The organism is Stutzerimonas sp. CXK-1 (assembly GCF_057738225.1).
The window spans coordinates 223,924-246,455 of the sequence record NZ_CM173217.1; the positions used below are offsets into that span (position 1 = coordinate 223,924).

Below are 22,532 nucleotides of genomic sequence, written 5' to 3' on the forward strand. Positions count from 1 at the left end.
AATGGACTTCAAACTGACCGAAGAACAACAAATGCTGCAGGACACCGCGGCCCGCCTGGTGCGCGACGCCTACCCGTTCGAGCGGCGCGAGAAGTATCGCGAATCCGAGCAGGGTTTCTCCGTCGACTTCTGGAACCAGCTCGGCGAGCTGGGCCTCACCGCCGTGCCCTTCGCCGAGGACTTCGGCGGCTTCGGCGGCACCGGCGTCGAGACCATGCTAGTGATGACCGAGCTGGGCCGCGGCCTGACCCTCGAGCCCTACCTGCACTCGGTGGTGTTCGGCGGCGGGCTGATCGATCAGCTCGGCAGCGACGCACAGAAGCAGGACCTGCTGCCGCAGGTCGCCGCCGCCTCGCTGCAACTGGCCGTGGCTGTCGAAGAGCCGCAGAGCCACTACTACCTGAACGATGTGCAGACGAGGGCCGAGGCGGCCGGTGACGGCTTCAGGCTGTCCGGCCGCAAGGCAGTGGTCATCGGCGGGCACACCGCCGGCCGGATCATCGTCTCGGCACGGGTGAGCGGCGAGCGCTTCGATGAGCAGGGCATCGGCCTGTTCCTGGTCGACCCGAACGCGCAAGGCGTGACCCGCCGCGTGTACCCGACCATCGACGGGCGCAAGGGCTGCGAGCTGTTCCTCGACAACGTCCAGGTCGGCGCCGACGCGGTGCTCGGCGAGCCGGGCAACGCCTTCGCCGCGCTGCGCTACCAGCAGGGGCGCGCCATCGCTGCGCAATGCGCCGAAGCGCTGGGCAACATGGACGAGGCCTGCAAGCTGACCCTCGACTACCTGAAGACGCGCAAGCAGTTCGGCGTGCCGATCGGCAAGTTCCAGGTCCTGCAGCACCGCATGGTCGACATGCAGACCGAGCTGGAGCAGGCCACCAGCATGGCGATCCTGGCCGCGACCTTCGCCGACGGCGAAGACAACGACGACCGCCGCCGCGTGCTGGCCGCGGCCAAGTACATCTGCACCCGCGCCGGCCGCAAGATCGCCGAAGAAGCCATCCAGCTGCACGGCGGCATCGGCATGACCTGGGAATACAACCTGGCCCACCACGCCAAGCGCCTGGTCATGATCGGCCACGAGTTCGGCGACGAGGATCATCACGTCAAGGCGTTCGCGGGGTTGATGCAGGTGGCGTGAGGGCGGCCGGCCGGTGGAAAGCTCGCGCAGCGGTTTTCCACCGGCTCGGCCCAGATCGGTGGAAACGCCTTCGGCGTTTGCCACCCGGCGCCCGCCGGCTCAGGCCGGCGCCAGGGCTGGCAGCAGGTGCTGTTCCCACAGCGCTTCGCGCTGCGCGGGGCGGAAAAAGCCGAAATGGCCGATGCGTGACGCGCCGACATCCTGCGGTGCGAGGCGCTGCATGCGCTTGGGTGCGTTGACGTAGAAGCCGTGCAGCGAAGCGGTGCTGCGTGCGGACATCATTTCGTCGTCGGTGAACGACAGCGATACCAGTGGCGTCCGCACCGCGGCGAAGGCGTCGCGCATCCAGTCGCCTTCGGCGCCGACCAGATATTCCGGATGCAGGCACCAGCGCCGCCACTGGCGAATGACGCCGGCAGGCAGGTCGCCCACCGCACCGAGACGCTTGCCGGGGAAATAGCCGAACAGTGGGGTCAGCGCGGGCGCCAGGGCATGCCAGAGCAGCCATGCCTGCTTGCGAATCTGCGGGCTGTTGTCGCGCCAGTAACCGCTCCCGGCGGCGATGGTGATGACTCGCGCGATGCGTTCATGGCCCTCGACCAAGGGGACGATCTGCGCACCGAGGCTGTGTCCGAGCCAGTACAGCGGGCGGTCGCCGGCAGCTTCGGCGGCGGCGTCGAGCACCGCGCTGCAGTCGTCGCGCGCCCAGCCCAGGATGTCCACCTCGAGTGCGCGCAGCGGGCCACAGCGCGATTCGCCAATGCCGCGATAGTCGAAGGTCACCGCCAGGTAGCCGCGCTCGGCCAGCCAGGCGGCGAAGTCGCGGTAGAAGCGTTGGGGGACGCCGATGGCCGGAGCGAGCAGTGCGACCCCACGGGCTTCGCCGCGCGGCGCGTACCAGTAGCTGGCCAATGCCTGGCCCTGACGGTTTGCGAGGTGGCGTGCCTGGGGGTGCAAGGGCTTCATTATTGTTCTCCGGTGCAGGGCAGGGCGACGGCGTGGCAACATAGGCCGGCTGGAATATAGTTCTAGAATAATTTTCTAGTCAAGGAGCGCCTATGGCCGGCAATGGCCGCAAGCAGCAGATTCTCCAGGCGGCGCTGGCCTGCTTCAGCGAGCACGGCGTCGACGGCACCACGATCGAGATGATCCGTGACCGCTCGGGCGCCAGCATCGGCAGCCTCTATCATCACTTCGGCAACCGCGAGCGGATCATCGCCGCGCTCTATCTGGAAGGCATTGGCCAGTACGCAGCCCTGCTCGAAGCAGGCCTGATCGACACGCTCGACGCCGAGGCCTGCGTGCGCCTGTTCGTGACCGGCTACATCGATTGGGTGGTCGAGCATCCCGATTGGGCGCGCTTCATCCTGCACAATCGCGGGCGGGTGGAAGCCGGCGAGGCTGGCGAGCGCCTGCGGCAGTTCAACCAGGCCCATGGCGAGCGGATCGCGGGCGTGTTGCGCAAGCACCGCCAGGCCGGCGCGTTTCGTGAGTTGCCCGGCGAGTGCTTCGTTTCGGTGGTCATCGGGCCGAGCCAGGACATGGCGCGCAACTGGCTGGCCGGGCGCAGCAAGCGGCCGCTGGCCGAGTACCGCGAGCTGCTGGCGCAGATCGCCTGGGACAGCGTGCGCGCAGCGGCGGTCTGAACGGCGACGTTAGACGCCGAGGCTTTCGATGTCGCGGGCGAGCATTTCCAGCTGTTGCGCCAGCGAGCTGCGCAGGGTCGCCTCGTCGAGCTGGAACGATGGCGCTCCGCAGGTCAGCGCCATGATGCTGCCGTCGGCCAGGCGCAGCGGCACGCCGGCGGCGCGCACGTTGCGGTCCCAGTCGCCGAGCGACAGGCAGAAGCCGTCGCGCTCGTACTCGGCGAACGAGCCGCGCAGCGAGGCTTCGATGGGCGCCCATTCATCGCCGTACTTGGCGGCCAGCGCGGCCAGCAGATGCTCGCGCTCCTTTTCCGGCGTGGCGGCAAGAAACGCCCGACCTGCAGCGGTGGTCGCCAGCGGCAGGCGCACGCCGGCATCCATGCGCAGGGTGGTGACCTCGGCGGGGCGGCAGTTCTCGACGTAGATCATCGACAGCCGGTCGCGGCAGGTCAGGCCGACCGTGGTGTGCGTGCGCCGGGCAAAGTCGTCCATGTAGGGCTTGGCCAGCTGCCGCACGCGCAGGTTCGAGACATAGGCATAGCCGAGCGCCAGCACGCCGGAATCGAGCTGGTACTTTTCCAGCTGCGGTGAATAGCTGAGGTAGCCGAGGCGGGTCAGGGTGTAGGTCAGGCGCGAGATGGTCGGCTTCGGCAGGCCGGTGAGGCGGGCGATGTCCTGATTGCCGAGCACTACCGAGCCGTGGGTGAAAGCCCGCAGCACCTCGAGCCCGCGGGCCAAGGCCTCGACGAACTTGCGATCCTTGGGTGGGCTGGAGTCGGGGTGGTCGGTCATGCTCTGGGGTTCCGGCAAAAGGGCAGCGGGGCGAACGATAACAGATCGCCCCGTCAGCGGCAGTGCGGCATGCGGGGATGCGCGAGGCGGGCTTATAAAGGAAGCGGAACGCCGGCGAGACGGCATCGCGCAAGATGCGCGCAGCAGCAACCGTTCGGGTGGAAAAACCACACCGCGCTTGTTGCACCGGGGGGTTTCTGATATAAAGCAGCGCTCTTTTCTAGGGGCACGCTTTGTTCGTTCGCAGCGTAGCCGGTAAGACCCCGATGAAACGCGGCGCCAAGCGCCAGATGACAATTGATTTCAAGCGGCCAACCCATGCCGGGTTGGGCATGTGGTTTAGAGGGCTGAGGCATGTCGAGAGTCTGTCAAGTTACCGGTAAGGGTCCGGTAACCGGGAACAACATTTCCCACGCACACAACAAAACCCGTCGTCGTTTCCTGCCGAACCTGCAGCATCACCGCTTCTGGGTCGAGTCCGAGAAGCGCTTCGTGCGTCTGCGCGTTTCCGCCAAGGGCATGCGCATCATCGACAAGCGTGGCATCGACGCCGTTCTGGCCGAGCTGCGCGCCCGTGGCGAGAAGGTTTAAGGAGAACAATCATGCGTGACCTGATCCGTTTGGTGTCCAGCGCCGGTACCGGCCACTTCTACACCACCGACAAGAACAAGCGCACTACGCCCGACAAGATCGAGATCAAGAAATTCGATCCCGTCGTTCGTAAGCACGTGATCTACAAGGAAGCCAAGATCAAGTAATTGATCGGCCCTTGAACGAAGAACCCGCCAATCGGCGGGTTCTTTCGTTTTGGCGGCTTGTGCAGGCAGCCGCTCAGGCGGCTGCACGAATGCCGTCGGCGAAGCGCTCGATCATCGCATCGATGTGCGGTTTGTCGATGATCAATGCCGGCGACAGCGCAATGGTGTCGCCGCTGGCACGCACCATCAGACCCTTTTCGAAGCACTGACGGAACACCTCGTAGCCGCGCTTGCCGACCCCGTCGGGGTGTGCCTCGAACTGCACGCCGGCAACCAGCCCGACGGTGCGGATGTCGATCACGTGGGGCAGGTCGCGGAGGCTGAACAGCGCCTCCTGCCAGTACGGCTCGAGCTCGATGGCTTTTTCGAACAGCCCCTCGCGCGCATAGATCTCCTGGGTCGCCAGGGCCGCGGCACAGGCCACCGGATGCCCGGAATAGGTGTAGCCGTGAAAGAACTCGATGGCACTTTCCGGGCCGGTCATGAACGCCTCGAACAGGTGATCGGCCACGAACACTGCACCCATCGGCACCGAGCCGTTGGTCAGGCCCTTGGCGCAGGTGATCATGTCCGGGGTGACGCCCCAGCGTTCGGCGGCGAAGGCCTTGCCGACACGGCCAAAGCCGGTGATGACCTCATCGAAGATCAGCAGGATGCCGTGCTTGGCGGTGATCTCGCGCAGGCGCTGCAGGTAGCCGACCGGGGGCAGGATCACGCCGGCCGAGCCAGACATCGGTTCGACGATCACAGCGGCGATGTTCTCTGCGCCGTGCAGCGTGACCAGTCGCTCCAGCTCGTCGGCCTTTTCCACGCCGTATTGCGGCAAGCCGCGGCTGAAGGCATTGCGCGCCAGGTCCAGCGTGTGTGGCAGGTGGTCGACCCCCGGCAGCAGGGCGCCGAAGGCGCGGCGGTTGTTCGGCATGCCGCCGACCGAGATGCCACCGAAGCCGACGCCGTGATAAGCCAGTTCGCGGCCGATCAGTCGCGTGCGCGTGCCTTGGCCGATGGCGCGCTGGTAGGCCAGCGCGACCTTCAGCGCAGTGTCCACCGACTCCGAACCCGAGTTGGTGAAGAACACCCGGCTGAGCCCGGCGGGGGTGATGTGGCTGAGTTTCTCGGCCAGCTCGAAGGGCAGCGGATGACCCATCTGGAAGGTCGGCGCGAAGTCCATCTGTGCGATCTGCCGGCTGACCGCTTCGCTGATTTCGCGTCGGCCGTGGCCGGCGTTACAGCACCAGAGGCCGGCGGTGCCATCGAGGATCTGGCGGCCGTCGCTGGCGGTGTAGTAGAGCCCCTCGGCCTTCTCCAGCAAGCGCGGGCTGGCCTTGAACTGGCGGTTGGCGGTAAAGGGCATCCAGAAATGATCGGGCGAGGCGCTGGGGTGGAAATCGTTGGCCATGGCAAGCTCCGGCAGGAATGCGGGTTCGGCGGCTATGCTGTGAGGCGACCGGGCGGTGCTTGCACAGCGATACCTGGAGTCTATGTTTAATAAAACGAACAAAACAAGCCGATATCCTGGGCTTTCGTAAAAAATATTGATAGCCCAGAGCCGCTCATTTAGGGTGCCTGTCTGACGAGGCGAAAACCGCCTGGCGGGTCCTGCGGGATCCCGTCGCTCGGCTGGTTGGCGCAGCTCATTCGACTCCATCCACAAGAGGACGCTCCATGACCACTCTGACCCTCGCCGACTGGCAACAGCGTGCGCGCGATCTGCACATCGAAGGCCGCGCCTTCATCCAGGGGCGCTACACGCCGGCGGCGAAGGGCGAGGTGTTCGACTGCATCAGCCCGGTGGATGGGCGGCTGCTGACCCAGGTAGCCAGTTGCGACGAGGCCGACGCCGAACAGGCCGTGGCCAGCGCCCGGGCGGCCTTCGACAGCGGTGTCTGGTCGCGCATGGCGCCGGCACGGCGCAAGGCCGTGCTGGTGCGCTTCGCCGAACTCATCGAGGCGAACGCCGAAGAGCTGGCGCTGCTGGAAACCCTGGACATGGGCAAACCGATCGCCGACGCCCTGGCGGTGGACATGCCGGCCGCCGCGCGCGCGATCCGCTGGAATGGCGAAGCGATCGACAAGGTCTACGACGAGGTGGCCGCAACGCCGGAGGACCAGCTGGGGCTGGTCACCCGCGAGCCGGTGGGTGTGGTCGCCGCCATCGTGCCGTGGAACTTCCCGCTGCTGATGGCCTGCTGGAAGCTCGGGCCGGCGCTGGCGACCGGCAACTCGGTGATCCTCAAGCCGTCGGAGAAATCCCCGCTGACCGCGCTGCGTGTCGCCCAGCTGGCGATCGAGGCCGGTATTCCGGCCGGTGTGCTGAACGTGCTGCCCGGCTACGGGCACACGGTGGGCAAGGCGCTGGCATTGCACATGGATGTCGATACGCTGGTGTTCACCGGTTCCACCCGCGTGGCCAAGCAGCTGATGATCTACGCCGGCGAATCGAACATGAAGCGGGTCTGGCTGGAGGCCGGCGGCAAGAGCCCGAACATCGTCTTTGCCGATGCGCCTGATCTGGCTGCGGCGGCCCAGGCAGCGGCCGGCGCCATCGCCTTCAACCAGGGCGAGGTATGCACTGCAGGGTCGCGCCTGCTGGTGGAGCGCTCGATCAAGGAGCGCTTTCTGCCGATGGTCGTCGAGGCCCTCAAGGGCTGGAAGCCGGGCAATCCGCTCGATCCGGCGACCAACGTCGGCGCGCTGGTCGACAACGGGCAGCTGAATACCGTGCTCGGTTACATCGAGGCCGGCCGCGAAGCCGGGGCCAAGGTGCTGCTGGGCGGCGCGCGCACCCTCGAGGAAACCGGTGGCGTCTATGTCGAGCCGACGCTGTTCGACGGGGTCGACAATGCGATGAAGATCGCCCGCGAGGAAATCTTCGGCCCGGTGCTCTCGGTCATCACCTTCGACAGCGCCGAAGAGGCGGTGGCGATCGCCAACGACACCCCCTACGGGCTGGCCGCTGCCTTGTGGACCGCCGATCTGTCCAAGGCGCACCGCACGGCGCGCGCCCTGCGCGCCGGCAGCGTGTGGGTCAACCAGTATGACGGCGGCGATATGACGGCGCCCTTCGGGGGGTTCAAGCAGTCGGGCAACGGCCGCGACAAGTCGCTGCATGCGTTCGACAAGTACACCGAGCTCAAGGCGACCTGGATCAAGCTGTAGCAGCCGACACGGCGCTGGCACGGATCACCGCCCGATCCGTGCCGGCAGCGCCACAGAGCGGCCGAGTCACTGGCCCCAGCTGCCACTGCGGCGCATTACACCCCACTGATGTTTGCGCCGTGAGAACCACTGCCACAGGCCGCGCACGCGCCACAGGGTGTTGAGCTGGCGGTAGCCAAAGTTCTCCAGCACCGCCATGAGAAACAGCTGCAGCATGTCGCGGCGGCGGCTGTAGACGTGAAACGACAACGTCTCGAGCAGCAGGCCGTTGACCGACAGCAGGATGCCCATTCCGATCGCCACGAGCAGGAACAGGGCCAGGGCCGCCGGCGATACGGCACCCAGGGCGAAGCCGCCGAGCATGAACCCATAGCCCGCCAGTTCGATCAGCGGGCCGAGCCATTCGAAAAGCGCCATGAACGGCCAGGCCAGCCAGCCGGGCGTGCCGCCGCGCGGGCTGAAGGCCAGGCGCGTATGCCGGCCGAGGCTTTCGGCCAGGCCGCGCTGCCAGCGGCTGCGCTGGCGGCCGAGGGTACCGAGGTCTTCGGGGCATTCGGTCCAGCAGATCGGGTCGGGCAGGTAACGGATGCGGTAGGGAATGCGCGCCTTGCGATGATGGCGATGCAGGCGCACCACCAGCTCCATGTCCTCGCCCACGGTATCGGTGCGGTAGCCGCCGACGGCCATGACCCGTTCACGGTCGAACAGGCCGAAGGCGCCGGAGATGATCAGCACCGCGTTGAGCGGCGACCAGCCGAGGCGGCCGAAGAGAAAGGCGCGCAGATACTCGACGATCTGAAAGCGCGCCAGCCAGTTGCGTGGCAGCCCGGCGCGGATGAGAAAACCGCCGCGCACCTGCGAACCGTTGGCGATGCGCACGGTGCCGCCGGCGGCAATGGTGCGCTCGTCTTCGAGGAACGGCTGGACCACCCGCAGCAGGCTGTCGCGCTGCAGGATGGAGTCGGCGTCGACACCGCAGAACAGGCCGTAGCGCGACGCGTTGATGCCGGCGTTCAACGCATCGGCCTTGCCGCCGTTGGCTTTGTCCACCACCCGCAGGTTGGCGTAGCGACGCGAGCGGTAGATGGCAGTGACCGGCTGGTGCGGCACCGCCTGGCGCAGCGGCTCGGGATGCGGCAGCAGCTCGAATTCCTCGATCAGCAAGGCCAGGGTGCGGTCGCTGGAGCCATCGTTGATCACCACCACCTCGAACTCGGGGTACTGCAACTGCAGCATCGAGCGCACCGAAGTACGAATGGTCGCCTCTTCGTTGAAGGCGGGCATGAGCACCGACACCGGTGGCTCCACGCCCAGGTAGGGCGCAGCTTCGCCCGCTTCGGCGCGCCGCCGCATGTAGCCCATCAGGCTGGCCATCGACAGCAGGTTGAGCAGCAGATAGGTGCCATTGAGCAGCAGGAAGTAGCCGATGAAGCCCAGCTGCAGCCACCAGAGCCAGTCAACGCTCATCGCTTCAGCTCCACCATGGCACGGCGCAGGGCGTCCTGGCCGTAGCGGTCGTCGACCTCCTGCAGCAGATGCTGCAGTCGCTCCGGCGTGGCGCCGGGCAGGTGCGCCAGGGCGTCGGCCGCGGCCTGGCGTACCGCCCAGTTGCTGTCGGCGAGCAGGGGCACGAACAGCGGACTGTCGTCGCGGCGCGCCTGGCGCTGCAGCGCTTCGAGGGCGGCCAGACGCACGTCGGCCCCGGCGTGTGCCAGGGCTCGCTGCAGGCGCGTCCGATCACGCGGGTCGGCAAGCTCGCCGAGGCAGCGCAGGGCGATCTGCAAGGCTTCGGCGGCGGCGCCCTCGTCCAGCCGGGCGCGAGCCCAGGGCGCGGCGTGACGTGGGTCGCCGTACACCAGCAGTGCCGCCATGCGCGTGCGCTGCGGCTCGTCGAGCAGGTTCAGCAGGGCCAGCAACGGGCCGGTAACCGCCTCGGCGCCGGCCTGCAGACAGAGTCCGGTGAGCCGTGGCAGCGCCCAGTCCGCGCGCTGCGCGGCGAGCGGCAGGAGGGTCTGCATGGCGCGCGCCGGGTCCATGGCGATGAGCGTCTGCGCCGCGGCCAGGGCAACGCTGGTGTTGCGGTTGCGCAGCAACGGCAACACCGCTTCCCAGTGACGCGGGTCGGCCAGGTGGCGCAGGCAGGTCAGGCCGATCAGCCGGGCACGAACGCGGCCGCGCAACAGGTCCAGCGCCCGGCGCTCCATGCCCAGGGCGACCAGCGCGCGATTCATCCGCTCGTGGGCGGCGCCGCGCAACTGCAGCTGGGTGCGGTTCCATTGCAAGAGAAACCACAGCCGATGGTTGCGGGCACGCGGTGCCGTCGCTTCAGGCAGTTCGTCGCTCAGGCTGCACAGTGCGAAGTAGGGGCGCCAGTGATCGTTGAAGGCCTGCCGGCGACGGCCGCGCAGCCGGGTCAGCTCGCCCAGCAGGAGCACCTGCAGCAACACCAGCAGGGTCAGGCCGGCCAGGGCCAGCGCGCAGTAGAACGCCAGCTGCAGGATTGCATCTTCCGGGCGTAGCGCCGCGAGGAGGTCTGCCGGCGCTTCGCAGAGCCAGGCCGGGCAGCGCATCGATCCGTCAGAAGGCATGGCGCAGGCCGAGCTGCAGCCACTGGCGGTCGTAATAGTCGCCCTGGCGGTGATGGCCGATTTCCCAGGTCAGCGCCCAGCGCCGGCTGAACCAGTGGCGACCCTGCAGGCTGATGGCGCGCACGTCGCTGGTGATCACCTGGCGCTCCTCGACCGCCTCCTCCTCCCCCGCGGTGAGGCGCAGGCCGGCGTAGCTCAGGCCGTCGTAGTAATAGTCCAGCGCCAGGTCGTGGCCGATCGGCGTGCCGGCGTTGGCGACATCGGTGAGGTTGAGGGTGTAGCCGGCGCGCCAGTTGCCCCAGTAGCGTTCGGCCGCCAGCGCCAGGCGGTCGACCCGGGTGGTCGCATACTCGGTACGCCGCAGGCTCAGCGCGCCGAGATAGCCATGCGGCAGTCGGCGCTGCAGGCGCAGGTCGGCATGCCATTCGGGCAGGAAGTAGGGCGAGGGCTGGTAGCCGATCTCCGGTTGCAGCGCCCAGTTCGCGTCCAGCGGCACCACGGCGCCGAGTTCGGCGCCCTCGTCCCACTCGCCGAAACGCTGCTCGCGCAACAGCGCGGCATACCAGCCAAGCCCCTCGGGCTGCGTCGAGCTGTAGTCCAGGCGCTGGCTGCGCCAGTTGTCGAAGCCGTTGTCGAGCCAGTCCTGGCGGGCAGAGATCTCCAGTTCATGCCGGCGGGTCGCTGGCGCGGCGACGGTTGGCGCGGCGCCTGTCACCGGCACGCTGAGGGCGGCGCGCGCCTGCTGGATGACTTGCTGCACTTCGGCATAGCCCGGTGCGAGGCGCTCGGCGCGTTCCAGCGGGACCAGCGCGCGCTGCGGGAAGCCGGCCCAGAGCAGCGCTTGGCCCTGGCCGAGCAGGTAGTCGGCGTTGTCCGGCTGCTCGCTCAGCAGGCGCTGGTACAGGGGCAGCGCCTGCTCGGCGTGGCCCTGCCAGGCGAGCACGCGCGCCAGCAGAAAGCGTGCGTCACGGTCCTGCGGTGCGGTGGCGAGATGCGTCTCCAGCGTCTGGCGCGCCGCGTCCAGGCGCTGCTCGCGTACCTGGCGCTCGGCCTCGGCGACGCCGGCGCAGGCTCCGGTGCCGTACAGCGCGAGCGACAGCCACAGGGCCAGGCGTCTCATCGGCGCGTCCTCAGCAGGCGGCGGATGCGCGCCAGCAGCTCTTCGGGCTGGAATGGCTTGGTCACATAGTCGTCGGCGCCGAGTTCCAGCGCGCGCACCACGTCGACTTCGCGGGCCTTGGCGGTGAGCATCAGGACCGGCAGCGTTTCCCAGCCGGGTTGCGCCCGCAGCCGCTCGATCAGTTCCAGACCGTCGTGATAGGGCAGCATGATGTCCATCAGCGCCAGGTCGGGCGGTGCGTTCGTAGCCAGGCAGTCGAGCGCCTGGCGGCCGTCGGCCGCGTGCTCGACGGCAAAGCCGTGGCGCTCGAGCAGAAAGCGGATCAGAAAGGCGATGTCCTCCTCGTCCTCGACCATGAGAATGCGTTGGCTGGCGGATTCGGTCATCGGTGAACCTCGTCAGTGTCGGGTTGTGCGCGTGGCGGCCAGTGTTGCAGCAGGTGCTGGATCAGCCTGGCCAGTTGCTCGCCGTCGTGGCGCGACTTGACCAGCTGGCGCAGGGTCAGCCGGCTGTCGTGGACCGGGGCGTCGAGCGCGGAGAACAGGATCACCGGAGGCGGCGGGTCGCTCTGCGCCAGTTGGTCGAACAATTCGCTGCCGCTGCCGTCGGGCAGCATCAGGTCGATAATCGCCAGATCGAAGGATTGCGCGGCGAGCAGCTGGCGCGCCTCGCTCAGCGTCGCTGCGCCGTGCAGCTCGACGTCCAGCGCCTCGAAGCGCCGCGCCAGGAGGGTGCGCAGATCCTCGTCGTCCTCGACATGAAGCAGGCGTGGCCGGCCGTGGCGGGGCGGCAGGCAGGCCTGGATCACGCGCAACACCTGCGTGGGGTCGACGGGCTTGCTCAGCCAGTCGATCACGCCGACCGCGCCGCCGCGCAGCGCGCCGTCATCTTCCGCACGGCGCTGTGGCTGCAGCCCGACGATCAGCACCGGCAACTGCTGATAGCGCGGCTGGCTACGCAGGTTTTGCAGGAAATCCAGGCTGTCCGCGTCGTCCAGCGCCGGGCTCAGCGTCAGCGCATGGATAACGTATTGCCCGAGCAGTTCGCGGGCCTGCCCGGCGCTGTGTGCGATGACGGCCTGATAGCCCTGCGCACCGAGCGCCTCGGCCAGTTGCACGGCGGCGGCCGCGTCCGGCTCGAGGATGAGAATCCGTGCCGGTCCGCTGCCTGATGCCCGCGGCTCGGGGGCGACGACTGTGGTATCGGGCGGTGGGTCGGCGTCGGCTGGAAGCGGCAGGCGGAACCAGAAGCGCGTGCCCTCGCCGGCCCGGGTGTCGAAGCCGATCTGCCCGCCCATCTGCTCGATCAAGGCGCGGGTGATCGCCAGCCCCAGGCCGGTGCCACCGCGCTGGCGGGCGTCGGAGGCGTCCGCCTGGGCGAAGCGCTCGAAGATGCGCGGGCGGAAATCCTCGGCGATGCCAGCGCCGCGGTCGCGCACGCCGATTTCCAGCTGCTGGCCGTGCCGTTGCAGGTCGACCGTTACCGCGGCACCGCGCGGCGAATGCTTGATGGCGTTGGACAACAGGTTGGCCATCACCTGGGTGAAACGATCCGCATCGAGCCGCGCTTCGCTGGCGAACGGCTCGGCCTGCGGGGCCAGCTCGAGGCTGACGTCGTATTCGCGGGCGTAGGGCGCGAGGTCGAACAGCGACTGTTCCAGCAGGGGGCGTACATCGCAGCGGCGCAGATCGAAGGCCAGCCGGCCGGCCTCGAGCTTCTCGATGTCGAGGATGTCGTTGATCAGCCGCACCAGGCGCTCGGTGTTCTTGTGCGCGATGCCGAGCAGCGGTTTGAGGCCTTCGTCGAGCGGCCCGGCGGTGCCGCTGATGAGCATGCCCAGTGCGCCGCGAATGGCGGTCAGCGGGGTGCGCAGCTCGTGGCTGACGGTCGAAATGAACTCGGTCTTCATCTGCTCCATTCGGCGGCGCAGCGAGATATCCACCGCCACCGTGACCACCCGGGTGCCCCCCGGGGCGATGCGCAGGGGGCGCTTGACCACCTGCAGCCAGCGCTCCTGGCCGTCGGCATCGGTGAGCGCGACCTCGCTGATGCGCAGTTCGCCGTTGCCGCCCTGCAGTTCGCCCTGGCCGAACAGCAGTGGCTGCAACAGGTGCGCGGCCGGCACCTCGGCCGGCGTGCGCCCCTCGATATCGGTCGGTTGCAGCCCCAGCACGGCCGCCAGGGCCGTATTGCACAGCAGAAAGCGCCCCTGCGCGTCGCGGACGAAGATGAGGTTTTCGTCGCTGTCGACCACGCGGCGGAGGAACAGCTGCTGCTCGCGCAGCGAGTCGCGGCTGTACTCCAGTTCGCTGACGTCGCGGGCGATCGCCAGCTGTTCGCCTGCTCCGGTCGGCATCAGGCGCACCTCGAAGATCCGCCGCGTCTGCGGTTCGCACCACAGGCTCTGGCGCAGCTGGCCGTCCTCGTGGCGCGCTGCCAGGTCGAGCAGCAGCGGCTCGATGATGTCCGGCGGCGGTCCGCGGTGCGGTGCACCCTGCGAAAGCGTGGTGACCCGGCGCTGTGCGTCGACCGCGTAGAGGTGGTCGGGAATGGCCTGCAGCAGCGCGTCGAGGCGGGCTTCGCCGGCCTGGGCGCCTTCAGCCAGCCGCTGGCGGATGCGCAGGTTGCGCTGCACGGCCCAGAACGCGGCCAGCGACAGCAGTGCCACCAGCAGGCTGCCGATCAGCGCCAGCCGCTGGCTGTGTTGTGTCGCCTGCGCCACGGCCTCGTTGGCAGCGGCCAGACGTCGGCGCTCGTGCTGTTCGACGGCATTGAGCATGCCGCGCAAGCGATCCATCAGCTCCTTGCTGCCCGAACGCTGCAGCCGCTCGATGGTGATGGCCAGGCCCTCGCTGCGGCGCGACTGGATGTTTTGCGCGGCGACCTGCAGCCGTGCGGCGATGGTCGAGTCGAGGGTGTCGAACCAGTGCCAGCTGGGGTATTCGCGCCCACGCAGCTGTTCGAACAGTGCGCGTCGCCGCCATTCCAGCTGTTCGAGGCCGCGTTCGTAGGGTTCGAGGTAGCGCGAGTCGGCGGTCAGCATGAAGCCGCGCGCACCGGTCTCGATGTCCTGCAGCGACGACAGCATGGCCTGGATCGAGGTGATGATTTCCAGGCTGTCGCTGACCGAACGATTGGTTTCAAGCAGCGCTTCCTGGGTGCGCTTGCCCTGCCAGCCGAGGGCGACGAGCAGGATCGACGCGAACAGAAACGCCAGCCAATGCCAAGCTTTCGCGGGGCGTGCCGGCAAACCAGGACTCCTCTGGCCGGGATCTATACCTCGCTATAGACCCGGCGGAGCCGGCACGGTTCGCCTCAGCGGCTGGCCGAGGCCTGTGCGGCGGCGATGCGCACCCGATTGCGGCCGTCGTGCTTGGCCCGGTACAGCGCCTGGTCCGCGCGCTCGAGCAGGGCGCTGGCCGCGGCATCGCCTTCGGTTTCGCAGATGCCGGCGCTGAAGGTGACGCGAAACGGCCGGTCGCCGCTGCCGTTGAAGGTCAGTTCGGCGAAGCGCTCGCGGATTTCGTCGAAGATGCGTGCCGCCTCGGCCGCGGGGCACTCGGGCAACACCACGACGAACTCCTCGCCGCCGTAGCGCCCCAGGCTGTCGATACGGCGCAGGCGCTGGCGCAGCAGGTTGGCCAGCGCCCGGATCACGCTGTCCCCGGCGGCGTGACCGTGGGTGTCGTTGATCGCCTTGAAGTGGTCGAGGTCGAGCATCACCACGCTGGTCGGCTTGTTTGCCCGCGAGGCGCGGTAGGCTTCCAGCGCCAGTTGTTCCTTGATGTCGGCATGCTTGAGCAGGCCGGTCAGGCTGTCGCGCGCCAGCGCGTTGCTGAGCGCCCGTGCCCGCTGAGCATGGGAGAACACCGAGGCGATCAGCTGGCTGTCGCTGATCGGCTTGGTGATGAAGTCGTCGCCGGCCTTCAGCAGCGCAGCCATTTGCCGGGCGATGTCGGTTTCGGCGGAGAGGTAGATGATCGGCACGCGCAGCCATTCGTCGTGCAGGCGGATCATCTGCGCCAGTTCCGGGCCGCTGCAGCCGGGCATGTTGACGTCCAGCAGCAGCACCTCGGGATTGAAGGCCTGCATCATGTCCAGCACCTGCTCCGGCGCGGAGGTCAGCCTGACCTGCATCTGCGAGTTCTGCAGCACCAGGCTGTAGTGCTCGGCGAGGACCGCATCGTCGTCGACGATCATTACCCGGTAGGGCTCGTGTTGCGGGCGGTTCAGGCAGCGCTCCAGGCCGGTCTCCAGCTGGGTGATGTTCAGCGGCCGGGCGAAATAGCCCTGGGCGCCGGCGCGCACGGCGGCGAGCTGGCTGGCGAAGTCGAAGCGGTCATGGATGACCAGCAGCGGAATCGGCGCCTCGAGCCCCTGTTGCAGTGTGGCGACTTCCGCCAGGTCGGCGTCGTCGCGCACGCTGACCACCAGCGCATCGGGGGCCTGCCGGGCGATCGCCTGGCGCAGCGCCGGGCGGTCCTGGCACAGCAGCACCTCGTAACCGAAATTGCGCAGCGCCTGGGCGGTGGCCTGCGCGGCCAGGGCGAGGCTGTCGAGCAGGTAGATGCGGCAACCCGACGACAGCTCTTCATCCGTTTCCGGGTGCAGCGGCAATGCCAGCTCGCTGTCGATGACGAACGCTTCGCCAGCGAACTGGCCGATGCTGCTGGCCAGCGCTGCCAGGGCCTGGCCGCTGGGCTTCTGGCTGTCGAGCCAGCGGTCGATGCGTTGTTCGAGGGCGCGCGCGCGATTGCCCACCTGGGTAAAACCGAAGGTGCCTGCGGCCCCCGCCATGCGGTGCAGGCGGTCGCGCAGGTTCTGCACCTGCTGGCGGCGCGACTCCAGCGCCCCGGGCTGCTGCAGCCGGCTGGCCAGCGCGGCCAGTTCCGGCAGCTCGCTTTCCAGGTGTGCGGCGTACTGTTCACGTTGTGCCTGTAGCTGCTGTTGCAGCAGCAGGCGTGCCTGCTCACCCATGCGCGGCATCCCAGATGTCGCGCAGCTGCCTGGCCAGCTGCAAGGGGTCGAAGGGCTTCTTGATCACGGCGCGCAAACCTTGCTCCTGCAGTTGCTCGAGATTGTCCAATTGAGTCTGGCCGGTGAGAAACACCACCGGCACCTGCGTCAGGTCGAGCCGCTCGCCAAGGGCGTGCAGCAACTCGACGCCATCCATCTGCGGCAGCATCACGTCGAGCAGGATGAGGTCGGGCGCGAAGTCGGCCGCCTCGTCGAGCGCCTGCTGGGCCGACGAGCAGGTACGCACTTCGAAGCCACCGAGCTTTTCCAGGGCGATGCGGGTGATGACCTGGATCGACGGCACGTCTTCGACGTGCAGGATGCGCCGTAGCGAATTCATGTCGATGCGACGCCGTTGACCGGCGCCTCCTGGCAGGGCAGCTCGAACCAGAAACAGGCGCCCTGGCCCGGCTCGGAGTGAAAGCCGATATGTCCACCCATTCGTTCGATCAACTCCTTGCTGATGGCCAGTCCCAGGCCTGTGCCACCCTGCTGGCGGCTGTCCGATGAATCGGCCTGGGCGAACTTCTGGAAGACCCGCTCGCGAAAGCTGTCGGCAATGCCGGGCCCGTGGTCTCGGACGCTGACGCGGACGAAGGCGTCACGTCGGTCGGCGCGCACGTCGATGTGCTCGCCGGCCGGGGAAAACTTCGCGGCGTTGGACAGCAGGTTGCTCAGCACCTGCTGCAAGCGCATCGCGTCGACCTCGACCAGCACCGGGTCGCAGTGCTCGAGGCGGAACTCGACGCCGCGGCGCTCGGCGTAACTGTAATTGGCGCGCAGGGCGCTGCGCAGCAGCGGTGCCAATGCTTGCTGGCGCATGTCGAAGCGCATCTTGCCGGCGTGCAGCTTGTCCATGTCCAGCAGGTCGTCGATCAGGGCGCTCAGGCGCTGGCTGTTCTGGTGCGCGATCTCCAGCAGCTCGCGCAGCGGCTCCGGCACCTGGCCCAGAACGTTGGCGCTGATCAGCGCCAGCGCCCCAGTGATCGACGTCAGCGGGGTGCGCAGCTCGTGGCTGACGGTGGAGATGAATTCGCGCTGCAGGCGCTCGATGCGCTTGCGCTCGGTGATGTCGTAGAGCACCGTCACCGCGCCCATCAGCTGGCCGCCCGTGCCGTACAGCGGGTTGGCGTTGCAGATCACGTAGCGCGGCGCGCCGTTGCAGACGATCGCCATTTCCAGGTCGGCGATGTGCTCGCCGGCCAGGGCACGCAGCAGCGGAATCTGCTCGGTCGGCATCGGCGTCACGCCGTCGGCGAGGTAGAGGTGGTAGCGCCTGGCCCACTGCATCGGCGAAATCGCCTCGGCATCGCCGCCATGCCACTGCTTGGCCTTTTCGTTGAAGACCGTCAGGTTGCCTTCGGCATCACAGGCGATCACCGCTTCGGACAGGGCCTCGAGCAGGCGGCGGTTCATCTCCTGCTGCTTGTCGAGTTCGAGCTGTTCGGCCTTGCGTTCGGTGATGTCGGTGACCAGGCCGTTCCAGAGCACCGTGCCGTCGGCCTGGGGCAGCGGGGTGGCGCGTGCCTCGACCCAGCGCAGCCCGCGCTCGGGATGCTCGACGCGGTATTCGGCCTGCCAGGGCACCAGCTGCCTGGCCGCCTGACGCAGGCTGCGCTGCACCTCGCGCAGGTCGGCCGGGTGCACCCGCTTGTAGATGGTGCGGATGTCGTTGCTGATCTGCCCGGCGCTGAGCCCGAAGATGTCCTGCACGCCCTGGCTGATGTAGGGGAACTCGCCACCGCCGCGCGGGCGCCAGTGGAACTGGTAGAGCATGCCTGGCACCTGCGCGGCGATCTGCTGCAGGCGCAGCTGCAGCTGCTCCTGGTAGGCCAGGTCGAAGGCGCTGAGCAGGTAGCCATGCAGGCGCTCGTCCTCGTCGCGGATGGCCATCACGTGCAGCAGCACCGGGACATCGCTGCCGTTGCGGTGGCGCAGGCGCCACTGCGCCATTTCCGGCAGGCCGCGCTCGAGCGGCAGGGTGAGCACGTCGAAGCAGGCCTGCACCGGGTGGCCGAACTCTTCGGCCAGCAAGCGCGCACGGCGCTCGAGCATGATCGGGTCGAACAGGGTGTTGCAGATGCCGCGGCCGACCAGCTCCGCTGCGCTGTAGCCGAGCAGTCGCTCGGCAGTCGGGTTGAGGCTCTCCAGCCGGCCGAGGATGTCGGTGGTCATCACCGCGGTGGCGGCGCTGCTGAGGATGGCCTGCTGCAGCGCGGCCTGCTCGGCGTGCCGGCGCGCCAACAGGCGCTGCTCGAACAGGCGCATCACCTGGCGGCCGAGGCGACCAAGCGCGTCGCGCTGATCGGCGCTCAGCCTGCGCGGCTTGCGGTCGATCACGCAGAGCGTGCCGAGGTTGTGGCCGTCCGGGGTGCACAGCAGGGTGCCGGCATAGAAGCGGATGCCGGGCTCGCCGGTCACCAGCGGGTTGTCGCGAAAGCGCGGGTCAGCCAGGGCGTCCGGCACCTCGAAGATTTCGCTGCCGCGGATCGCATGGCTGCAGAAGGAGATGTCGCGCGGCGTTTCACTGACCGCAAGGCCCACCCGGCTCTTGAACCACTGGCGGCGGTCGTCGACCAGCGAGATCAGCGCGATCGGCGTATCGCACAGGCGCGAAGCCAGCTGGGTGAAATCGTCGAAGGCCGCCTCTTCGGCCGAGTCGAGGATTTCGTAGCGCAGCAGCGCCGCCAGCCGGGACAGCTCGTTGTGGTGCGCATCGGCATCCGTGCCTGCTTTGGGTGGTTGCATGAATGGCCTGTACGGGGGTCGGTAAGAAGGCGCGGGGCCTGGGGCTACCCTAGTATCGGCCAGCACTCCAGATCGAGCGAATCTGCTCGGCCAGACGCATCGGGTCGAAGGGTTTGATGATCACGTCGCGCGCACCGAGCTTGCGCAGGTGATCGATCTCGCTGCTCTGCACCTTGGCCGTCATGAAGGCTACCGGAATTTTCTCCAGATCGATGCACTCGCGCAGCCGGGCGAGGGTTTCCGGGCCATCCATGCCGGGCATCATCACATCCAGCAGGACGAAATCGGGGGCGAAGCCGGGTGCTTCGCGCAGGGCCTCGGCGCCGGACGAGCAGCTCAGCACCTCGAACCCGCCAACCGCTTCCAGGGCCAGCTTGGTGACCGACTGGATGGAAGGGTCATCCTCGATGTGCAGGATCCGTCTCAGCTCGCTCATCCTCGTTCTCCGCTGTTCGTTCAAAGGTTGTGTCGGTTGAAGCCTGTGCCGGCGGCCGGGCGACCGGCAGTTCGAACCAGAAGCAGGTGCCACGGCCGGGCTCGGACTCGAAGCCGATGCGCCCGCCCATGCGTTCGACCAGCTCCTTGCAGATCGCCAGCCCCAGCCCGGTGCCGCCCTTCTGGCGCGTATCGGACGAGTCGGCCTGGGAAAACTTCTGGAAGATCCTGGCGCGAAACTCGTCGGGGATGCCCGGCCCCTGGTCGCTCACGCTGATCCGTGCCCAACCGGCCCGGGCACCCGCCGAGAGTTCGACGGTGCCACCGGCCGGCGAGAATTTGACCGCGTTGGAGAGGAAATTCGCCAAGACCTGCTGCAAGCGATTCTCGTCGACGTTCAGCTGCACGGCCGGCACCGCCGTCAGACGCAGCCGGACCTGCTGCTGCTGGGCATGGCCCTGGCTGCTGTCGAGCGCCTGGGCGAGGATCGGTGCCAGCGGCTGGACCTTCAGTTCGAACTTCATCTTGCCGGCGACCAGCTTGTCCATGTCGAGCAGGTCGTCGATCAGCCGCGCCAGGCGCTGGCTGTTCTGGTGGGCGACCTGCAGCATGCGCCGCAGCTGCTCGGGCTGGGTGTCGAGCGCGCCGCCGGCGATCAGCCCGAGGGCGCCATTGATCGAAGTCAGCGGCGTGCGCAGCTCGTGGCTGACGATCGAGACCAGCTCGCTCTTCATCCGCTCGACACGCTTGCGTTCGCTGATGTCGCGCACCAGGCCGATGAACTTGCGCTGGCCGTGGTGGCTGAATTGCGAGACGCGCAGCTCGATGCTGAACACCTGACCGTCACGGCGCTGGGCCTGCAGCTCGCGGGTCCGCTCCAGCACGCGCGGCTGCGCGCCGCTGACATATTCGCCCAGGTAATGGTCGTGCGCCGAGCGCACCGGCTCGGGCATCAGCAGCGAGAGGTTGCGCCCGACGATCTCGTCACTGCGGTAGCCGAAAATCCGCTCGGCGGCATGGTTGAAGGATTCGACCAGGCCGTGCTCGTCGATGATCACGATGGCATCGATCACATTGTCGATGAGCATGCGCAGGTAGCGCTCGCGCTCCAGCATCTCGGCCTCGGCGCGTGCCTGCGCGGTAACGTCCCAGATGAAGCCGTCGCACCAGCCCAGCGGTTCGTCTCGGTCATGCAGCAGGCGGGCTCGCTCGCGAACCCACACGGTGCTGCCGTCGGCGTGGCGCAGGCGATAGGTCAGCTCGTGGCTGCCGCGCTCGGGCGCCAGCCGGGCCCAGTCGCGGTCGTCCGGGTGGATCAGGGCGCAGTAGCGCTGTGCGCCGTCGCCGGTGAAGTGCTCGGCGGGGTAGCCGGTCAGGCGCTCGATGCCTTCGCTGACATAGCGCATGCGCCGCTCGCCGTCGTTGCGGCAGCGGTACACCGCGCCGGGAAGGTTGCCGACCATCGCGCGGAAGCGGCTTTCGCTCTTCTGCAGCGCACGGGTGGCTTCCATCACTTCGGTGATCTCCGTGACGAAGCCTTGCCAGACTACCGAGCCGTCGCGCCGGCGCTCGGCACTGGCGCGGCATTCGACCCAGATCAGCCCGCGCTCGGGGTGGCGGATGCGGCATTCGGTCGAGGCGCTGCCACCCTGCAGCGCCAGGCGCAGCAACGTCCCCCTGAGTCGCGGCAGGTCTTCGGTGTGCACCGCCGCCAGCGCGCAACCGGCGTCACGGATCAGGCTCGAAGGCGGCAAACCGTAAACCGCGCGTGCACCTTCGCTGACATAGAGAAACGCATAACGACCGTCGGCGAAGCGCTTGAGTTGAAAGACCATGCCCGGCAACAGGCGGGCGATCTTGCGCGCCCGGTCGAGCAGGCGTCGGCGGTTGCGTTCCTGCTGGCGCCGGCTCAGCTGGTGGCGTAGCTGTGCGCGGATGCGCCGGTACAGCAGGACCGCAAGCAGCAGCAGCAGCGCTTCGGCAATCAGCCAGGCGAGCGCCCATTTGAGCAGCAGTTGGCGGCTCTCGCGGGCATGCTCGGCGACCAGTTCGGTGACGTCGCGCCAGACCAGCGCGGCGGCGAGCGGGCCGGTAGCGTTGCCGGCCTCGCCTGCACGGGTCGGGAGCGGAATCTGGTTGAGCAGAAAGGTCCGCTCGTCGGCATCGAGCAGGCGCCAGACCCGTCCCTCGGCGGGACTGGGCAGCGTGCCCATCTGCGCCCAGTGCAGGGCCTGGGTCGCCGAGTGCCCGCCCGACAGCCAGTCCGGCCCCAGCTGCACGCCGCTTGGTGGGTAGCCGAGCGCCTCGGTCAGCGCGACCCGATTGATCATCAGCGCCAGCCCGGCGTCGAGCCGTTCGCCGAGGTCGACCAGCTCGGGCAGCAAGCCGAGGCTGACTTCGAGCGCGCCGATCGGCTTGCCGGCGGCATCCTGGATCGGGGCGACGGCGCGAATGCTGGCACCGTAGCCGTCGATCTCGGCGTCCGAGCGCGGCTGGCCGTTGCGCATCACCTCGCGCAGCAGCGGCCGGCTCTCGGTCATGGTGCTGCCGAAGCGCCCGGGGTCCTGCAGACGCAGCAGGGCGAAACCGTTATTGCCCAGGTAGAGGTGCAGTTGCACCGGCTGGTGCTGCTGCATGGCCCGCCAAGGCGGCTCGAGCACCTCGATCGCCCTTCGCCGCAAGGCATACAGCTGGGTGTCCTGGCCTGCGGCGGGGGTGTCGAGGCGCCGTGCGGCTTCGCGGACCAGGCCCACCAGCAGCGGATTGTTCGCCAGCCCGTCGGCGAGCATCTCGGCCTGGGTGCGTTGGCCATGCTGGGCGTTCTGTAGCGCCAGGTGCTGCAGCTCGCCCTGCTTGGCGATGGCCAGCCGATGCGCCGCCTGGCGCGTCTGGAAATCGTACAGCGCAAGCGCTCCGAACAGCACGGCGAGCAGCAGGCTGCCGATACCGAAGACCCGTTGGGGTTGCATGGTTTTCATCGGCGTCGGGATTCGCCGCGGGGCATCGAGCTGGCGCTGATGGCGGGACGGCGGCTTCGGTAGGAGCGCAAGGGCAACCTCGGGCGGCCGAATGACGGCGCAGGTCAAATAGGTGGTGGCTTATTGATATCAGACACCGGCGCGAATT

The 22,532-nt window shown here is 68.1% G+C and carries 18 protein-coding genes; 5 read left to right on the forward strand and 13 right to left on the reverse strand.

The annotated features are described in order from the left end of the window. Window position 1: 1 nt before the first annotated feature. Window positions 2–1,144: an acyl-CoA dehydrogenase family protein gene (locus AC0KXH_RS01110; RefSeq protein WP_488224006.1), complete on the forward strand. Its 1,143-nt coding sequence runs from the start codon at window positions 2–4 to the stop codon at window positions 1,142–1,144. Between the two features lie 99 nt (window positions 1,145–1,243). On the opposite strand, the gene AC0KXH_RS01115 is transcribed toward AC0KXH_RS01110, so the two are convergent. Further along, window positions 1,244–2,110: an alpha/beta hydrolase family protein gene (locus AC0KXH_RS01115; RefSeq protein ID WP_165562302.1), complete on the reverse strand. Its 867-nt coding sequence runs from the start codon at window positions 2,108–2,110 to the stop codon at window positions 1,244–1,246. A gap of 92 nt (window positions 2,111–2,202) precedes the next feature. Between AC0KXH_RS01115 and AC0KXH_RS01120 the strand changes: the two genes are divergently transcribed. Then, window positions 2,203–2,790 carry a TetR/AcrR family transcriptional regulator gene (locus tag AC0KXH_RS01120; protein ID WP_061338079.1) on the forward strand — a complete coding sequence of 196 codons (588 nt, stop codon included), beginning with the start codon at window positions 2,203–2,205 and terminating at the stop codon, window positions 2,788–2,790. 9 nt (window positions 2,791–2,799) lie between these two features. Here AC0KXH_RS01120 and AC0KXH_RS01125 read toward each other — a convergent pair whose 3' ends face one another. Then, window positions 2,800–3,582 carry an IclR family transcriptional regulator gene (locus AC0KXH_RS01125; RefSeq protein ID WP_043217876.1) on the reverse strand — a complete coding sequence of 261 codons (783 nt, stop codon included), beginning with the start codon at window positions 3,580–3,582 and terminating at the stop codon, window positions 2,800–2,802. 354 nt (window positions 3,583–3,936) lie between these two features. Here AC0KXH_RS01125 and rpmB point away from each other — a divergent pair, with 354 nt between their 5' ends. Together rpmB and rpmG are read left to right on the forward strand one after the other, a co-directional pair. Beyond that, window positions 3,937–4,173, forward strand: a complete 237-nt coding sequence (rpmB, locus tag AC0KXH_RS01130) for a 50S ribosomal protein L28 (RefSeq protein ID WP_041108857.1) — start codon at window positions 3,937–3,939, stop codon at window positions 4,171–4,173. An 11-nt stretch (window positions 4,174–4,184) separates the two neighbouring features. Beyond that, complete coding sequence (rpmG, locus tag AC0KXH_RS01135) at window positions 4,185–4,340, forward strand: 50S ribosomal protein L33 (protein WP_003284185.1); 156 nt, start codon at window positions 4,185–4,187, stop codon at window positions 4,338–4,340. Between the two features lie 73 nt (window positions 4,341–4,413). Here rpmG and aptA read toward each other — a convergent pair whose 3' ends face one another. Further along, the gene (gene aptA, locus AC0KXH_RS01140) at window positions 4,414–5,739 is read right to left on the reverse strand and encodes an omega-aminotransferase AptA (protein WP_041108855.1); all 1,326 of its coding nucleotides are present in this window, start codon (window positions 5,737–5,739) and stop codon (window positions 4,414–4,416) included. 266 nt (window positions 5,740–6,005) lie between these two features. Between aptA and AC0KXH_RS01145 the strand changes: the two genes are divergently transcribed. Next, window positions 6,006–7,499, forward strand: a complete 1,494-nt coding sequence (locus AC0KXH_RS01145; RefSeq protein WP_043217880.1) for an aldehyde dehydrogenase — start codon at window positions 6,006–6,008, stop codon at window positions 7,497–7,499. A 66-nt stretch (window positions 7,500–7,565) separates the two neighbouring features. Here AC0KXH_RS01145 and AC0KXH_RS01150 read toward each other — a convergent pair whose 3' ends face one another. From AC0KXH_RS01150 to AC0KXH_RS01195, 10 genes are all read right to left on the reverse strand, one after another. Continuing rightward, complete coding sequence (locus AC0KXH_RS01150; protein ID WP_488224007.1) at window positions 7,566–8,966, reverse strand: glycosyltransferase family 2 protein; 1,401 nt, start codon at window positions 8,964–8,966, stop codon at window positions 7,566–7,568. Continuing rightward, window positions 8,963–10,087 carry a HEAT repeat domain-containing protein gene (locus AC0KXH_RS01155; RefSeq protein WP_488224008.1) on the reverse strand — a complete coding sequence of 375 codons (1,125 nt, stop codon included), beginning with the start codon at window positions 10,085–10,087 and terminating at the stop codon, window positions 8,963–8,965. The genes AC0KXH_RS01150 and AC0KXH_RS01155 overlap by 4 nt, the downstream gene beginning before the upstream one ends. Beyond that, a complete protein-coding gene (locus AC0KXH_RS01160; RefSeq protein ID WP_312762732.1) occupies window positions 10,077–11,207 on the reverse strand; it encodes a YaiO family outer membrane beta-barrel protein in 1,131 nt (376 codons plus the stop codon). Before AC0KXH_RS01160 ends, AC0KXH_RS01155 begins: the two co-directional genes overlap by 11 nt. Beyond that, window positions 11,204–11,593, reverse strand: a complete 390-nt coding sequence (locus AC0KXH_RS01165; RefSeq protein WP_041108847.1) for a response regulator transcription factor — start codon at window positions 11,591–11,593, stop codon at window positions 11,204–11,206. The genes AC0KXH_RS01160 and AC0KXH_RS01165 overlap by 4 nt, the downstream gene beginning before the upstream one ends. Continuing rightward, window positions 11,590–14,457, reverse strand: a complete 2,868-nt coding sequence (locus AC0KXH_RS01170) for an ATP-binding protein (protein ID WP_488224009.1) — start codon at window positions 14,455–14,457, stop codon at window positions 11,590–11,592. Before AC0KXH_RS01170 ends, AC0KXH_RS01165 begins: the two co-directional genes overlap by 4 nt. A 65-nt stretch (window positions 14,458–14,522) precedes the next feature. Beyond that, complete coding sequence (locus tag AC0KXH_RS01175) at window positions 14,523–16,184, reverse strand: diguanylate cyclase (protein ID WP_041108915.1); 1,662 nt, start codon at window positions 16,182–16,184, stop codon at window positions 14,523–14,525. Further along, on the reverse strand, window positions 16,177–16,563 hold the full coding sequence (locus AC0KXH_RS01180) for a response regulator (protein ID WP_041108843.1): 387 nt from the start codon (window positions 16,561–16,563) through the stop codon (window positions 16,177–16,179). The genes AC0KXH_RS01175 and AC0KXH_RS01180 overlap by 8 nt, the downstream gene beginning before the upstream one ends. Continuing rightward, window positions 16,560–18,971: an ATP-binding protein gene (locus AC0KXH_RS01185; protein ID WP_488224010.1), complete on the reverse strand. Its 2,412-nt coding sequence runs from the start codon at window positions 18,969–18,971 to the stop codon at window positions 16,560–16,562. Before AC0KXH_RS01185 ends, AC0KXH_RS01180 begins: the two co-directional genes overlap by 4 nt. 49 nt (window positions 18,972–19,020) lie before the next feature. Next, window positions 19,021–19,407 carry a response regulator gene (locus AC0KXH_RS01190; RefSeq protein ID WP_043217889.1) on the reverse strand — a complete coding sequence of 129 codons (387 nt, stop codon included), beginning with the start codon at window positions 19,405–19,407 and terminating at the stop codon, window positions 19,021–19,023. Next, on the reverse strand, window positions 19,370–22,375 hold the full coding sequence (locus tag AC0KXH_RS01195; RefSeq protein ID WP_063613240.1) for a PAS domain S-box protein: 3,006 nt from the start codon (window positions 22,373–22,375) through the stop codon (window positions 19,370–19,372). Before AC0KXH_RS01195 ends, AC0KXH_RS01190 begins: the two co-directional genes overlap by 38 nt. Window positions 22,376–22,532 lie beyond the last annotated feature (157 nt).

Excerpts from the sequence above, each read along its gene's own strand:
- AC0KXH_RS01185 (WP_488224010.1), bottom strand. The coding sequence starts at position 18,971 with ATGCAACCACCCAAAGCAGGCACGGATGCCGATGCGCACCACAACGAG.
- rpmG (WP_003284185.1), top strand. The coding sequence starts at position 4,185 with ATGCGTGACCTGATCCGTTTGGTGTCCAGCGCCGGTACCGGCCACTTC.
- AC0KXH_RS01150 (WP_488224007.1), bottom strand. The coding sequence starts at position 8,966 with ATGAGCGTTGACTGGCTCTGGTGGCTGCAGCTGGGCTTCATCGGCTAC.
- AC0KXH_RS01165 (WP_041108847.1), bottom strand. The coding sequence starts at position 11,593 with ATGACCGAATCCGCCAGCCAACGCATTCTCATGGTCGAGGACGAGGAG.
- AC0KXH_RS01175 (WP_041108915.1), bottom strand. The coding sequence starts at position 16,184 with ATGGGTGAGCAGGCACGCCTGCTGCTGCAACAGCAGCTACAGGCACAA.
- aptA (WP_041108855.1), bottom strand. The coding sequence starts at position 5,739 with ATGGCCAACGATTTCCACCCCAGCGCCTCGCCCGATCATTTCTGGATG.
- AC0KXH_RS01120 (WP_061338079.1), top strand. The coding sequence starts at position 2,203 with ATGGCCGGCAATGGCCGCAAGCAGCAGATTCTCCAGGCGGCGCTGGCC.
- AC0KXH_RS01110 (WP_488224006.1), top strand. The coding sequence starts at position 2 with ATGGACTTCAAACTGACCGAAGAACAACAAATGCTGCAGGACACCGCG.
- AC0KXH_RS01180 (WP_041108843.1), bottom strand. The coding sequence starts at position 16,563 with ATGAATTCGCTACGGCGCATCCTGCACGTCGAAGACGTGCCGTCGATC.
- AC0KXH_RS01145 (WP_043217880.1), top strand. The coding sequence starts at position 6,006 with ATGACCACTCTGACCCTCGCCGACTGGCAACAGCGTGCGCGCGATCTG.
- AC0KXH_RS01115 (WP_165562302.1), bottom strand. The coding sequence starts at position 2,110 with ATGAAGCCCTTGCACCCCCAGGCACGCCACCTCGCAAACCGTCAGGGC.
- AC0KXH_RS01160 (WP_312762732.1), bottom strand. The coding sequence starts at position 11,207 with ATGAGACGCCTGGCCCTGTGGCTGTCGCTCGCGCTGTACGGCACCGGA.
- AC0KXH_RS01190 (WP_043217889.1), bottom strand. The coding sequence starts at position 19,407 with ATGAGCGAGCTGAGACGGATCCTGCACATCGAGGATGACCCTTCCATC.
- rpmB (WP_041108857.1), top strand. The coding sequence starts at position 3,937 with ATGTCGAGAGTCTGTCAAGTTACCGGTAAGGGTCCGGTAACCGGGAAC.
- AC0KXH_RS01125 (WP_043217876.1), bottom strand. The coding sequence starts at position 3,582 with ATGACCGACCACCCCGACTCCAGCCCACCCAAGGATCGCAAGTTCGTC.
- AC0KXH_RS01195 (WP_063613240.1), bottom strand. The coding sequence starts at position 22,375 with ATGCAACCCCAACGGGTCTTCGGTATCGGCAGCCTGCTGCTCGCCGTG.
- AC0KXH_RS01155 (WP_488224008.1), bottom strand. The coding sequence starts at position 10,087 with ATGCCTTCTGACGGATCGATGCGCTGCCCGGCCTGGCTCTGCGAAGCG.